Raw genomic sequence first — 14020 nt, 5'->3', positions numbered from 1 at the left:
AACAGGTGCCTTGTGCTTCTGCCTCAAAGCCATTACTTTACACCTGTAAACAATTTATTTTACTTTGATGAAATCTAACAAAACAATCAGCTTATTATTAACCCTGCTGCTGTCGTACGGTCTGGTACAGGCACAGGTAAAAAAGCCGCAACTGCTGGTATTCAGCAAAACTGCGGCTTTCAGGCACGCATCTATTGATGCAGGCAAAAAAGCGCTGGCCAAAATGGCAGCCGAAAAAGGCTTTGCCGTAACTTTTACTGAAGACGCCGAGGCTTTTAATGAAACCGATATTAAAAAGTATAACGCCGTTTTGTTTCTGAACACCACCGGCGACGTACTGAACGACAAGCAACAAGCCACTTTTGAACGGTACATTCAGGCCGGTGGCGGTTATGTAGGTGTACACGCAGCCACCGACACCGAGTACGAATGGCCCTGGTATGGTAAACTGGCAGGCGCTTACTTTCTGGACCACCCCATGGTACCCAGCAACGTACAAAAAGGCAAATATACCGTTGTACAAAAAAACCACTGGGCTACTCAGGGCATGCCCGACGAGTTTGAAAGAAGCGACGAGTTTTACAGCTTCAAAAATATTTCGCCCAAAATCAACGTATTGCTGACTATCGATGAAAAAACGTATCAGGGAGGCAAAAACCCCGACTACCACCCGATGAGCTGGTATCAGGAGTTTGACGGTGGCCGGTCGTTCTACACTGCCATGGGGCATACAGACGAAACCTACGCCGAGCCTCTGTTTCTGAATCACCTGTATGCAGGTATCAATTACGCAATGGGAGGGCCAAACCCCAAGCCTTTAAATTACGCCAATGCACGCCCTGAAGAAAACCGCTTTACCAAAGTGGTGCTGGAAGAAAAACTGAACGAACCAATGGAGCTGAGCGTATTGAACGACGGCCGTGTGCTGTTCATTGAGCGCAAGGGAGACGTGAAACTGTATAACACTAAAACCAAACAACTGAAAACCATTGCTTCTATACCTGTAAGCATCAAGTACAAAAGCAAGGAAGGCAAGGAATCAATGGGTGAAGACGGGCTGATGGGCCTTAACAAAGACCCCAACTTTGCGCAAAACCACTGGATTTACCTGTACTACTCTATACCGGAGGAATCGAAGAACATTCTGACCCGCTATGAGCTGAAAGGTGATGAGCTGGTGCTTTCGTCTAAAAAAGTATTGCTTGAAATACCCACCCAACGCGAAGAATGCTGCCACACCGGGGGTTCTATTGCCTGGGACAAAGCCGGAAATCTGTATCTTTCAACCGGCGACAACACCAACCCGCATGGCTCAAACGGCTACAGCCCGAGCGACGAAAGACCGGGCAGGGAATCATGGGATGCGCAGAAATCATCTGCCAACACCAACGACCTGAGAGGTAAAATCATCAGAATAAAACCTACGCCGGATGGTGGCTATACCATTCCGGAAGGCAACCTTTTCCCGGAAGGCACAGCCGGTACGCGTCCTGAAATATATACCATGGGCCACCGTAACCCTTTCAGAATTTCGGTTGATAACAAAACCGGATTTGTTTACTGGGGCGAAGTAGGCCCCGATGCCGCTAAACCTGCCGACGACCGCGGCCCCGCAGGGCACGACGAAGTTGGCCAGGCACGCAAACCGGGTAACTTTGGCTGGCCACACTTTGTGGGCGACAACAAAGCTTACAATAAGTATGACTTTGAAAACAAAAAATCATTAGAGAAATGGGACGTAAACGCCCCTACCAATACTTCACCCAGCAACACGGGTCTGAAAGTACTGCCTCCGGCGCAAAAGGCTTTCATCTGGTATCCCTATGCGGCTTCGCCTGAGTTCCCGCTGGTGGGTAGTGGTGGTAGAAACGCCATGGCCGGGCCGGTGTTTTATTCAGACAATTTCAAAACTGCTCAGCGTGCGTTTCCTAAATATTATGATGGCAAATTGCTTATTTATGAATGGATGCGCGGCTGGATAATGGCCGTAACGATGGACAAAGACGGCAATTATGTATCGATGGAGCGTTTTATGCCCAGCTATAAATTCAACAACCCCATGGACATGGAGTTTGCCGAAAACGGCGACTTATACATGCTTGAATACGGCTCGGGCTGGTTTACCGGTAATGATGACGCCCGCCTGATTCGCATTGAATATAACGGTGGCAACCGCAAACCACAAATTGCCGTAGCGGCTAATCAGCTGGGTGGCGCGGTGCCTTTCAACCTGAAATTAAGCTCTAAAGGCTCAACCGATGCCGACGGCGACGCCCTGAAATACAGCTGGCAAATTACTTCAAAAAATGGTTTCAATAAGGTTATCAGCACGCCAGATGCCGCATTGACACTCACCAAGCCGGGCATTTATAAAGCCACCCTTACTGTTAATGATGGCAAAGGCGGCACAAACGCGCAGTCGTTAGAAATCATTGCTGGTAACGAGCCTCCGGTATTGAGCTTCGATATTCAAAAAGGTAACAGGTCTTTCTATGTTGCCAACAAATCTTTCGACTACGACATCAAGGTAAAAGATAAAGAAGATGGCACGCTGGGCAAAGGCATTGATGCCGAAAACGTGGCCGTAAGCATTGACTACCTGCCTGAAGGATTTGATAAAGTTGCCATTGCACAAGGCCACCGTTCGGCTGATGCCAGCGCGGCATTTGTAGCAGGCAAAAGACTGATAGAAGCCAGCGATTGTAAAGCCTGCCACAGTGTAGAGAAAAAATCTATCGGGCCAGCTTACCGCGACGTAGCTGCCAAATATAAAGGCGACAAAGATGCCGCCGACCGTCTGGCGAAGAAGATTATCAGCGGTGGTGGTGGCGTGTGGGGCGAAACTCCAATGAGTGGCCACCCGCAGCTTTCAGCAGCCGATGCCGGAGAAATGGTGAAGTACATCCTGAATCTGGCGAACGAAAAACCAAAAGCAAAATCTTTGCCGCTGCAAGGCACTTACACAGCCAAACTACCTGCTAACGACAAAGGCAAAGGCGTATATATTGTAAGAGCAGCCTACGAAGACCAGGGCGCCAACGGCTTGCCATCGCTAAAATCAGAGCAGACTTTTACGCTTAGAAATGCCACTTTGGGTGCGCACGATTTTGATAAATATGAAGACGTAAACAAGATGTCGTTCAGTGGCCGTAACCTGGCTATGCCTGCCAAGTCTGGCGCATACATGGTGCTTAACAAAGTAGACCTGAGCGGCATTACCGAATTGCAGATTCAGGCAATGGCTCCTAAACCACAGGTTAACGCGTTGGGTGGCAAAATTGAGTTGCGTCTCGACAGCCCCAAAGGCAAACTGGTGGGTGAGTCGGCCTTCCTTGAGCCATCTGAACAAATGAGCATGACACCCAACATTCTGAAAGTGCCGATAAGCAAGACAGAAGGCCTGCACGACATCTACGTGGTGTACGTAAACCCGAAATCTGAAAACGGCACCCTGATGATTGTAACAGGGCTGGAATTTAAACTCAGCGAGCAAAATTAATTAGTGAATGAGTGATTGAGTGAATGAGCGGGCGGCGTTCCGCTGATTGAGCGGGCGGCGTTCCGCTGAATGATTTAGTAGGCCGCGGTTGCGGTGAATGAGTGGGCGGCGTTCCGCTAACTCACCGCAACCGCAGCCGCTCATTAATAAATTCATTCACTAAATCACTAATTCACTAATTCGCTCACTCACTAAATCACTCATTCGCTCATTCACTAAATCACTCACTAAATAACTAATTCACTAATTCACTAATTCACTAATTCACTATTTACCCTATGAAATCTCTTCTAACATTTGTTTTATTAATAGCCGCGGTATCGCTGGCTAATGCGCAGGCACCTGCAACAACCAATTTCTTTGCCGGCAACTGGGAAGTACTTGTAAAAGGCACCCCACAGGGTGACGTTAAACTGCCAATGAGTTTTGAGGTAGTAGACGGCAAAATTATTGGCAAAGTTACCAACCCTGAAACCAAAGAAGTAGCCACTATGACCTCGGTTGAAATAAAAGGCGAAGAGTTGTTTGCTGCCTTTTCGGCAGGTGGATATGACCTCACAATGGTTATCACCAAAAAAGACGACGACCACTTTGTAGGTAAACTGATGGATATGATAGAGGTTGAAGGTACGCGTCTGAAATAAACTGCGTTTCTGAACTTTGATTTAGCGGTGCGTCGCGACGCACCGCTAAATCAAAGTTCAGAATAATTACTCCCCTACCGGGAAATACATATCAAACCGGGCGCCTTTGCCCAACTCCCCGCTGGCGGTTATAAACCCGGCGTGGTTTTCTACAATTTTTTTTACAATAGCCAGTCCGATTCCCGTTCCGGGGTACTCATCTTTACCGTGCAGGCGTTTAAATACCTGAAAAATGGCCTCGTTATATTCAGGCTCAAAGCCAATGCCGTTGTCGGTTATTGAAAAATGATAATAGCTCTGTTTAGGGTCTATACCCGAAATACTGATTCCGCTACCCGGTACTACCACACAGGTAATACTTATGCGGGGTTGTTCATCAGTTTTAGAAAACTTAAGCGCGTTGGTAAGTAAATTGGTAAAAAGCTGCTCAAACTGATACTTCACCACGTGCATAGTTGGCATATTTAGCACCTCTACTACCGCATTCTTTTGTTGAATAGTGTCTTTCAGTTGTTCAAGTATGCCATCAGTAAGCGAGGCCAGTTCAACAGGCTCATAATGCCTTGCAGCCGTATTGGCTCTTGAGTAAGCCAGCAGGTCGAGTATCAGTTGCTGCATACGTCTGGAGGCATTCTGCAGGCGCATAAAGTAATCCTTGCCTTTGTCAGACAGCCTGTCTTTTTCAATTTCCAGTATCCGTGCCGAAAACGTCTGTATTTTTCTGAGGGGTTCCTGCAAATCATGGCTGGCCACGTAGGCAAACTGCGCCAGTTCGTTATTCAACTTGCTTAGTTCTTCGTTCGATTCCTGCAGCTCTTTTGTTCTTTGTTTTACCTGCTCTTCCAGTTGGTCGGTAAAAATCTTCCAGTCGTGCACGTCGGTACTGGTACCTACCCACATTACAATATTACCGTCTTCGTCTTTCTGTGGCAGCGCGCGGCTCAGCTGCCAGCGGTACTGGCCGTCATGCCGCCTGAAACGGTGTTCCATTTTAAACAGCTCTCCTGTTTTTACGGCTTTCAGCCATAGCTGGCGGTTGGTTTCTTTTTCTTCGGCACACAAAAGCCCTAACCAGCCCTGCGGGTCCAGTTGGTCTTTGGTCATACCCGAGAAGTCATACATGGCCTGATTAAAATAGCTCATATTGCCTTCGGGGTCGCTCGTCCATATATGCTGTGGCATTGAGTCGGCCAGTAAACTAAACTTCTGCTCTCTGGTTTCCAGTTCGCGGCGGTAATTCATTTCAGTGGTCATGTCTCTGATGGTCCCCAGCATTTTATAAGGTTCGTTCGCCTCATTATACAGCACCGTGCCGCGGGCCTCAAACCATCGGATTATTTTATCGGTACGTATCAGCCTCGAAACATAATGCAGCACACCTGTTTCCGTAGCTGTTTTAAAGGCCTTTTCTCTTACAGGCAAATCATCCGGGTGCAGGTGCCTGATAAAGTCATCATGCATCAAATCACCGACAGACTCATACCCGAAAATCTGCAGGTATCTTTCAGAAGCCCATATCTCACCCGTTTTCAGGTTCAGTTCCCAGGTGCCCAGTTCACTGGCTTTCAAAACTATCTTTAAACGCTCTTCGCTTTCAGACACCTGCCTTTTGGTGCTCTTCTGGTTGGTTATGTCGCGGGCAATTTTAGAGGCCCCGATAATTTCACCGCGCGGGTTTTTTACGGGCGATATGGTAAGCGAAATATCTATTTTCCGGCCGTCTTTTCTGATACGCTCGGTTTCAAAATGCTCTATCCGCTCGCCTTTTTTCAATCGGCTGATAATCTCGTCTTCTTCCTGCAGGCGGTCGGCAGGTATCAGTTTCGACACATGCTGGCCTATCATTTCTTCAGCCTTATAACCCATAATGCGCTCACCGGCGGCATTCCAGCTCGTAACAATGCCATCAAGGCCCTTGCTGAGAATCAAATCTTCCGACGACTCCACAATGGCTGCCAGGGTTGCCATTTTTTCTTCTGCCACCCGGCTTTCTGTAATGTCTTTCAGGGTACCCAGGATTCTTACAGGCTGGCCCCCGTCATTATAAAACACCTTGGCCGTTGTCTGTATCCACTTCTGCTCGCCGTTGTTCATCCTCATCCTGAACTGGTAGTCAAACTGGCCTGTTTCCAGTGCTTTGCCAAACATTTCTTTCAGCTTCAGTATATCGGCCTCGTCAATCATTTCGGCGTATCCATCTGGGGGCAACCCCGGGTTGATACCCAATATTTTATTCATGATGTCAGACGACACCACCTCTTTTGTCAGTATATTATAATCATAAATACCAATATTGCTGATGTCAACCGCCAGGCGCATGCGTTCTTCCAGTTCTTCCACTTTCAGGCGTGCCAATATCTGCTCTGTTACCTCATAACCGGAAATGATAATTCCTATTACTTCTTCATTCACGTTCTGAAGCGGCTGAAACGTTAAATTGGCAAAGGCCTCTTTTGGCGCACTGCCGGGCTGGCTGAACAGAAAGCGCATCGCAGCATCAGTATGCGTTACACCGGTTGAATACACTTTATTGAGAACGCTCTCAAAAACTTCTTTCGTTAATTCGGGCATTACCACACCCAGCTTTTTGCCTATCAATTCGCGCTGACCAAAAAACCGTAAAAAAGACGGATTTGCCAGTTCAAACACGTAATCTGTGCCTTTAAGCACACAAAAAATACCAGATGCCTGCATGAAAAAGTTGTTAACAGTCTGTTGGAAATCAAGCTGAACAGATAAATTTGAATCATCGGATGCGTTCGGAGATGACTTATTGCCCATAGCTATGCTTCAGATTAGATGTCAGATTGGTATGAATAGTACAGAGAGATAATCATCCGGCAACAAATATATACAATATCTGTGCAATTATTCTTTTTCTATAATCTCATAATCGTTCACTACCCATTGGCCGCCATCCTTTTTTATCAGGTTGATGGCCAGATCGGCATTTTCTTTTTGCCCATAAACCTTTAGTTCTATGGTCAGTTCTGTCTGGCCGTTGCGTTTTCTGAAGTTAAAATCGGGCACTTTGCTTAGTTTAACCACCTCGCCAGTTTTTTGGCGGATGGCCTGATTACCATAAATAAAGGCTTCAGCCACCATGTACTCCTGCCTTTGGCGTATGTAATACCCAGCCAGGTTCCGCAACTGCAAAAACACCAGCAGCAAAACAATAAATACACCGGCCAGCAGCTCTGTAAATTTGTTAAAGCTACTGGTTTCGTCGGCTACCACGTCGGTTTTAAATAGTACGTCGCCCAGGCGTTTTTTGTATATCAGCACCGCCAGTGCTTCTATTGGTAAGGCAATCAGGGTCATGTTCCGCCAGACGCGCCTCAGTGCAGATGCGCCATTGCTGATTTCAAGCCCCAGAAAATACTTGCCGGGGCTGCGCCCAAAGGGCAGGTCTTTCAGTAATAGCAGCAAGGCAGCCAACGCCAGCGAACCATAAAGAGCGGGCAGAAAGTCTTGCCGGAGCATAAAAACGCTCAGCACCATCAACAGTGTTGATGGTACCGCAATAACCAGCAAATCAATCAGAAAAGCGTAGATTCTTTTTTGTTTCATTATTTATCAGACCGCAGAATCAGTAGGTTTTAGCCAAATATAAATCAAATCGTTTATTATATAAAATACCTCTGTTAATTATTTGAATCGGTTTCTTAAACATTTATACCCTTTTGGTATGAAACCGTAATTCATAAGCCAAAACCATTTCCTGATATTTTACCAACATTTCTGCCAAAAAAATCATACTTTTGCGGTTCCGTAACCAGCGCACTGTCGCATGGCTGAACCATCCAAGTACAATTTATGAATATCGAATCATCATTAAAAACTGCTATTGCGCAGGCATTATCTGCATTGTTTCAGGTTGAAGAAGAAGTAACGCTGCAACCCACCAAGGCCGACTTTGAGGGCAATTACACCTACGTGGTTTTTCCGTTAGTGAAACAACTGCGCAAAAGCCCTGCTGATATTGCCAACGCCCTGGGAGAATACCTGAAAACCAGTACCAATTATATAAAAGCCTTTAACGTTGTACAGGGATACCTGAATCTGGTATTGGCCGACGACGTATGGTTTGACACCCTGAACGCCATACTGGCCGACAGCACCTTTGGTGTGTTGCCCCAAAACAATCAGTCGGTCATGGTTGAGTACTCCTCGCCCAATACCAACAAACCGCTGCATCTGGGGCATTTAAGAAACAATTTTCTGGGCTACTCGGTCTCTAAAATTCTGGAAGCCAACGGCTATAATGTAGTAAAAACCTGCCTGGTAAACGACCGCGGCGTGCATATATGCAAATCTATGTGGGCGTATCAGCAGTTTGGCAATGGCGAAACGCCGGAGTCGGCAGGATTAAAGGGCGACCACCTGGCGGGCAAGTATTATGTCATTTTCGACAAACACTACAAATCTGAGATTGAGACCCTTGTTCAACAGGGCATGACAGAGGAAGAAGCCAAGAAAAATGCACCGGCAATAAAAGCCGTGCAGGAGATGCTCATTAAATGGGAAGAAGGCGATGAAGAAACCCTGGCCCTGTGGCGTAAAATGAACGACTGGGTTTTTGCGGGCTTCAACGAAACGTATCAGAAAATCGGGGTGTCGTTTGACAAAACCTATTATGAGTCTAACACCTACCTGCTGGGTAAAGATATAGTAGAAGAAGGGCTGGCTAAGGGCATTTTCTTCAAAAAAGAAAACGGTAGCGTATGGATTGACCTGAAAGAAGAAGGGCTCGACGAAAAACTGGTGCTGCGTGCCGATGGTACTTCTGTTTATATTACGCAGGATTTAGGCACCACCGACCTGAAGTTTCAGGACTACAGCAACAATAAGTCGATATGGGTGGTGGGTAACGAGCAAGACTACCACTTTCAGGTGTTGTTTGCCATTATGAAAAAACTGGGCCGCAGCTATGCAGATGGCTGTTATCACCTGAGTTATGGCATGGTAGACCTGCCGTCTGGCAAGATGAAATCTCGTGAAGGAACGGTGGTAGATGCCGATGATCTGGTGGCTGAAATGATTGCCACCGCCGAGGTTACCACGCGTGAACGTGGCAAGATTGATGATTTCAGCAAAGAAGAGGCCGACAGCCTGTTCAGCATGATTGCCCTAGGCGCTTTGAAATACTTTTTGCTGAAAGTAGAGCCCAAGAAAAAAATGCTGTTTAACCCGGCCGAATCTATCGATTTTCAGGGTAACACGGGGCCGTTTATTCAGTACACCCATGCGCGTATCTGCTCTATTTTGCGCAAGGCTGCATCGCAGGGTATCGCCGTGGGCAACAGCGTAAAAAATGTGGCCATAGAAAAGGCCGAAGCCGACCTGATTTTTGTACTGAACGAATACCCGGCAGCATTGCAAAAGGCTGGTAATGAGTATTCGCCGTCGGTTATAGCCAGCTATACCTACGACCTGGCCAAGACATTCAACCACTTTTATGCGGGTATATCTATCATGAACGAACCCGACACCGACAAACAGCTTTTCAGGCTGGCATTAATAAAAGCAGTTTCAGAAACAATTCGTAAGGCAACTGCGTTATTAGGCATAGAAGTACCCAACAGAATGTAATACCTGAAACTTTCAATCAAACCAATCAATTAAAATGAAAAAGACCCTCATTTTAGCCGCAGCAGCAGTGGTTACCCTTATAGGTGCCATGAGTTTTGTTGCTGTAAACAATGTTCTATCCGAAACAGAATTAAGCCGCCCCGCGTCGGCAGTAGCCAAAGGTTCGTTCTATGATTACTCGTTGAAATCGCTCGACGGCAAAAAAACTATTGATTTCAGCCGTTACAAAGGCAAAAAAGTAGTTGTGTTAAATGTGGCCTCTAAATGTGGTTTTACCCCACAGTATGCCGACTGGCAGGCGTTCCACAAAAAATATGGCGACAAAATAGTGGTATTGGGTATCCCGGCCAATAATTTCCGTTCGCAGGAACCCGGCTCAAATGAAGAAATTGCCGAGTTCTGTCAGAAAAACTACGGCGTTACTTTCCAGATGTTAGAGAAAGTGAGCGTGGTAGGTGAAGACCAACACCCGCTTTACCAGTGGCTGAGCCACAAAGACCTGAACGGCTGGAACGACAGCGCGCCAACCTGGAATTTCTGCAAGTATGTAATTAACGAAAAAGGCGAACTAACCAATTTCTTCAACTCAAAAGTTACGCCTGACAACGAAGAGTTCAAAAAAGCCGTTGGGATTTGATTCTGAAGCTAATAATCCGGTACCGAAAATCACGTAGGTATGATATATTGGTAGAATAGAATAGATATTTGCATTGAAAGTCCCGTAGGGACGGTATATTAAAATATCGTCCCTACGGGACTTCTTTAATTTAACCGACAAACCTGATTCTACTGATAGATTATCCCTCTGGGATACCTGAATCTGTCGACTTGATTCACAATTCATGAATTTATACTAAACATTGCATAATTCTGAACTCGGAATATGTAATTTTGCAACTAATCGAACACATTACTCAATTGTTACTGAATATCGCCCGAATATGAAAAACTGGCTTTCGGCTGCCCGCCCCCGTACCTTACCGTTGTCGTTATCGAGTATCCTGATGGGCAGTTTTCTGTCTGTATCAGCCAGGCAATTCAACTGGCTTATTTTTGCCTTTTGCTGCCTTACCACCATTGCCTTACAGGTACTCTCTAACTTTGCCAACGACTACGGCGACACCCAGAACGGCGCCGACCTGGCCGGGCGTGTGGGGCCGCAAAGAGCGGTACAGTCGGGCGCCATTACACCACAGCAGATGTTCAGGGGTATTATATTGCTAGCCGTTATCTGCCTTATTTTTGGCGTTTCATTACTTTATTTTGCCTTCAAAGATGCCGAAGCCAACCAGTTCTGGGGTTTTCTGGGGCTGGGTTTGTTATGTATGCTGGCTGCTTATACCTACACAGCCGGTAAAAAACCTTATGGGTATGCAGGGCTGGGCGATGTATCGGTGCTGATATTCTTTGGCCTGGTGGGTGTGCTGGGCAGTAATTATTTATACACCAAAACCTTCGACTGGCTCAATCTGCTCCCTGCGCTCAGCTGCGGTTTCTTTGCTACGGGGGTGTTAAACATCAACAATATCAGAGACATAGCGTCAGACACCCGGGCAGGCAAGAAGACTATCCCCGCCCGCCTGGGGCGCGAAACCGCCATCAGATATCACTGGTTTCTATTGCTGGGTGGTATGCTGAGCATACTGGCCTACAGCCTTCTGAAAGAACAATACCTGATTATCTATGTGCTTTGCTTCCCTTTGTTTTTCATCAACGGCATCAAGGTATCCAGACTCCCCAACCCCGACCCCATGCTGAAACAGATGTCGCTCTCAACACTGGCATTTGTGTTGCTGTTTGGTATCGGGCAGTTGTTGTTGTAGAACCGATTCTTGTAGAAATACTATTTTTATTTGCGTAGAGACAATGGCACTGCCTTGTCTCTTTTTTTATTACCTCAATGCACAAAAAAAGAGCAACACACCGCTGCTCTTTCTTTTATTGCCACAATGTACCCAAATGACACAATGTTTCACAAATGATAGTTTCCCAATCACTCATTCACTCATTCACCATTCACTAATTCACAATTCGCTCATTCACCATTCGCTCATTCACTCATTATTTCCCCGCCGCCACTGACGACTTGGCCTCCAGAAATTTCTTCTCGTTGGCTCTGATTTTCACCACAACCCGGCGGTTTTTACGGCGGCCTTCCGGTGTAGCATTGCTTTCAACGGGTCTGGTAGCGCCATAGCCCGCAATGGCCATTCTTTCGGCCAACACGCCATTACCTTTCAGATACAAAGCCACGGCTTTGGCCCGGTTTTCAGACAATATCTTGTTCTTCATCTGGTTTCCACTACTATCGGCATGGCCTTCTATAAATATTTCAGTGTAAGGGTATTCGTTCAGCACACCAGATATGCTTCCTAAAACTCCTTTGGCATTACTGGTAAGATTTTCTGAGCTTGACTCAAAGTAAAAATCAGGTTGAAATGCAATGTTGATACCGTCGGCCGTGCGCACAATGTCTGCACTGCCTTTGGTGGCGTCAATAAGGGCGGTTGCCAGTTTGTCAAGCATAATTCCGATTCTTACAGCAGCCTCGGCAGCTACAGGGTCTTTTTTCCGACCGGATTCCTGAGAAGATTTTTTTGATGATTTGCACGCTGCAACAAGCATTATACCCAATGCCGCCACCGCCAGAAGCCGATGTAGTTTCATGTTTTTTTAAGTGTTAAAAGCTACGTAAGTAAGAGGACTTAGTTTTTAAAAAAGTATTTAAACCGGGCAAAGTTCCTAAAAAACATTTAAAGATTGCAAGTTTTTTGACGAATAATTATATAAGCCCCTCACTTACAGAAATTTAATAAAATCTTTTAATGAAAATCCTTGAGTAAATAACCAATACTTTTATCTTTGCTAAAGTATATTTCCAGAGAAAATCACTTACATTCTTACTTACACCTACCCAAAAATCTAGCATGAATAACCGTTTTTTCCTGGTCTGCTTCCTGATAGCGGCATTGGGGGCAACGCAGTTATGTGCACAGCAAACTGCGTCTGATTATTTTGACATCGGTGTCTTAAAAAGCAAAGCCGGCGACTTTGTGGGAGCTTCTCATGCCTACAGCACTGCTATATCTATGAATCCGGACAACCCCAGCAGCTATTTCAACCGCGGCCTTGCCAAACAACAACTGAAAGACCACCGCGGGGCCATTATGGACTTTGACAAAACCATTGACCTGGACCCCAAAAATGCCCTGGCGTACTTGTTTAGAGGTAAAAGCAAAAGCGAGCAGGACGATTACCGCTCGGCCCTGCAAGACTACAATCGCACCATTGATTTAAGCGCCGACGACGCCCTGGCGTATTTGTACAGAGGCACCGCCCGCGCCAAGTTGTTTGATTACACCCGTGCCATACAAGACTTTACCAAAGTGCTGGAACTGAACACCGAAGAGGTGAACAAGTTTCAGGCTTATTTTTCTCGCGGTTTGTGTAAATCCCGCCTGGAAGATTTTCAGGGTAGTATTGCCGATTTTACAAAAGCCATTGATTTAAACCCGAAACGCTCGCAGACTTTTGCCAGCAGGGGGTTCAGCAGGCTCAGAATAAACGATTATACGGGCGCCATTAAAGACTTTGACGAGGCCATTAAGCTAAACCCTGAAGATGGCGAATCGTTGTATAACAGGGGTTTCAGCAAAACTAAAATTGATGATTACCGGGGTGCCATCAGCGACTTCGACAAAGCCATTGCCTTAGACAACCAGCATATAAAGGCCTATTACGGCCGCGGATTCTGTTACAGCAGGCTTAATAATCAGAAAAGCGCCTTAAATGACCTCACCAAAGCCATTGAAATCAATAACCCAAATATTGAATCGAAAGTGGTGTATAATGGACGAATAACCCGGAATATTCTGGACGAACTCCGGAATCAGGTGCAGGAAAAAAGCAAAATCAACGAGTTTTCTGACGACCGCTCAGAAGGCTACTATAGCCGCAGCATTGTAAAATTCAAAAACGGAGATGCCAAAGATGCAATTATAGACCTGAACAAGGCCATTGAGTTAAACCCGATATCGGCAGAGGCCTATTTTTTCCGTGGCTTTGTACGCTCATCTATGAATGCCCAGAAAGATGCCCTGCAAGACTGCAACAATGCCATTAAGCTGAACCCAAAATATGCCGAAGCCTACTACGTAAGAGGCATTATTAAACACGCTCTGGGCGACGAAAACGGTGGCTGCTACGACCTGAGCCACGCCGGAGAACTGGGCTACTCAGCCGCCTACAACGTAATACGCGAATATTGTAACTAAGCATTGCTACT

At 46.2% G+C, this 14020-nt stretch carries 9 protein-coding genes; 6 read left to right on the top strand and 3 right to left on the bottom strand.

What is annotated here, in order from left to right; genetic code table 11:
* Positions 1-67 precede the first annotated feature (67 nt).
* Both C0V77_RS10965 and C0V77_RS10960 read left to right on the top strand, forming a co-directional pair.
* Positions 68-3499 carry a ThuA domain-containing protein gene (locus C0V77_RS10965; RefSeq protein WP_101726403.1) on the top strand — a complete coding sequence of 1144 codons (3432 nt, stop codon included), beginning with the start codon at positions 68-70 and terminating at the stop codon, positions 3497-3499.
* Positions 3500-3777: 278 nt separating this feature from the next.
* Complete coding sequence (locus C0V77_RS10960; protein ID WP_101726402.1) at positions 3778-4143, top strand: hypothetical protein; 366 nt, start codon at positions 3778-3780, stop codon at positions 4141-4143.
* A 66-nt stretch (positions 4144-4209) separates the two neighbouring features.
* Here C0V77_RS10960 and C0V77_RS10955 read toward each other — a convergent pair whose 3' ends face one another.
* Together C0V77_RS10955 and C0V77_RS10950 are read right to left on the bottom strand one after the other, a co-directional pair.
* Entirely contained in the window at positions 4210-6924 is a 2715-nt protein-coding gene (locus C0V77_RS10955) for a PAS domain S-box protein (RefSeq protein WP_101726401.1), read from the bottom strand.
* Positions 6925-7011: 87 nt separating this feature from the next.
* Positions 7012-7713: a hypothetical protein gene (locus C0V77_RS10950; protein WP_101726400.1), complete on the bottom strand. Its 702-nt coding sequence runs from the start codon at positions 7711-7713 to the stop codon at positions 7012-7014.
* Between the two features lie 246 nt (positions 7714-7959).
* Here C0V77_RS10950 and argS point away from each other — a divergent pair, with 246 nt between their 5' ends.
* From argS to C0V77_RS10935, 3 genes are all read left to right on the top strand, one after another.
* Entirely contained in the window at positions 7960-9735 is a 1776-nt protein-coding gene (gene argS, locus C0V77_RS10945) for an arginine--tRNA ligase (protein WP_101726399.1), read from the top strand.
* Positions 9736-9769: 34 nt separating this feature from the next.
* Positions 9770-10372, top strand: coding sequence for a glutathione peroxidase (locus C0V77_RS10940; protein WP_101726398.1), 603 nt, complete (start codon positions 9770-9772; stop codon positions 10370-10372).
* A gap of 304 nt (positions 10373-10676) precedes the next feature.
* A complete protein-coding gene (locus tag C0V77_RS10935; RefSeq protein ID WP_101726397.1) occupies positions 10677-11558 on the top strand; it encodes a 1,4-dihydroxy-2-naphthoate polyprenyltransferase in 882 nt (293 codons plus the stop codon).
* A gap of 238 nt (positions 11559-11796) precedes the next feature.
* Here the strand turns inward: C0V77_RS10935 and C0V77_RS10930 are convergent, their stop codons facing one another.
* On the bottom strand, positions 11797-12402 hold the full coding sequence (locus C0V77_RS10930) for an OmpA family protein (protein ID WP_101726396.1): 606 nt from the start codon (positions 12400-12402) through the stop codon (positions 11797-11799).
* 260 nt (positions 12403-12662) lie between these two features.
* Between C0V77_RS10930 and C0V77_RS10925 the strand changes: the two genes are divergently transcribed.
* Entirely contained in the window at positions 12663-14009 is a 1347-nt protein-coding gene (locus tag C0V77_RS10925; protein ID WP_101726395.1) for a tetratricopeptide repeat protein, read from the top strand.
* Positions 14010-14020: the final 11 nt, after the last annotated feature.

The organism is Emticicia sp. TH156 (assembly GCF_002855535.1).
GTDB classification, from domain to species: Bacteria; Bacteroidota; Bacteroidia; order Cytophagales; family Spirosomataceae; genus Emticicia; species Emticicia fluvialis.
This window is presented reverse-complemented; position numbering and strand designations above follow the sequence as displayed.

Excerpts from the sequence above, each read along its gene's own strand:
- C0V77_RS10965 (WP_101726403.1), top strand. The coding sequence starts at position 68 with ATGAAATCTAACAAAACAATCAGCTTATTATTAACCCTGCTGCTGTCG.
- C0V77_RS10960 (WP_101726402.1), top strand. The coding sequence starts at position 3,778 with ATGAAATCTCTTCTAACATTTGTTTTATTAATAGCCGCGGTATCGCTG.
- C0V77_RS10955 (WP_101726401.1), bottom strand. The coding sequence starts at position 6,924 with ATGGGCAATAAGTCATCTCCGAACGCATCCGATGATTCAAATTTATCT.
- C0V77_RS10950 (WP_101726400.1), bottom strand. The coding sequence starts at position 7,713 with ATGAAACAAAAAAGAATCTACGCTTTTCTGATTGATTTGCTGGTTATT.
- argS (WP_101726399.1), top strand. The coding sequence starts at position 7,960 with ATGAATATCGAATCATCATTAAAAACTGCTATTGCGCAGGCATTATCT.
- C0V77_RS10940 (WP_101726398.1), top strand. The coding sequence starts at position 9,770 with ATGAAAAAGACCCTCATTTTAGCCGCAGCAGCAGTGGTTACCCTTATA.
- C0V77_RS10935 (WP_101726397.1), top strand. The coding sequence starts at position 10,677 with ATGAAAAACTGGCTTTCGGCTGCCCGCCCCCGTACCTTACCGTTGTCG.
- C0V77_RS10930 (WP_101726396.1), bottom strand. The coding sequence starts at position 12,402 with ATGAAACTACATCGGCTTCTGGCGGTGGCGGCATTGGGTATAATGCTT.
- C0V77_RS10925 (WP_101726395.1), top strand. The coding sequence starts at position 12,663 with ATGAATAACCGTTTTTTCCTGGTCTGCTTCCTGATAGCGGCATTGGGG.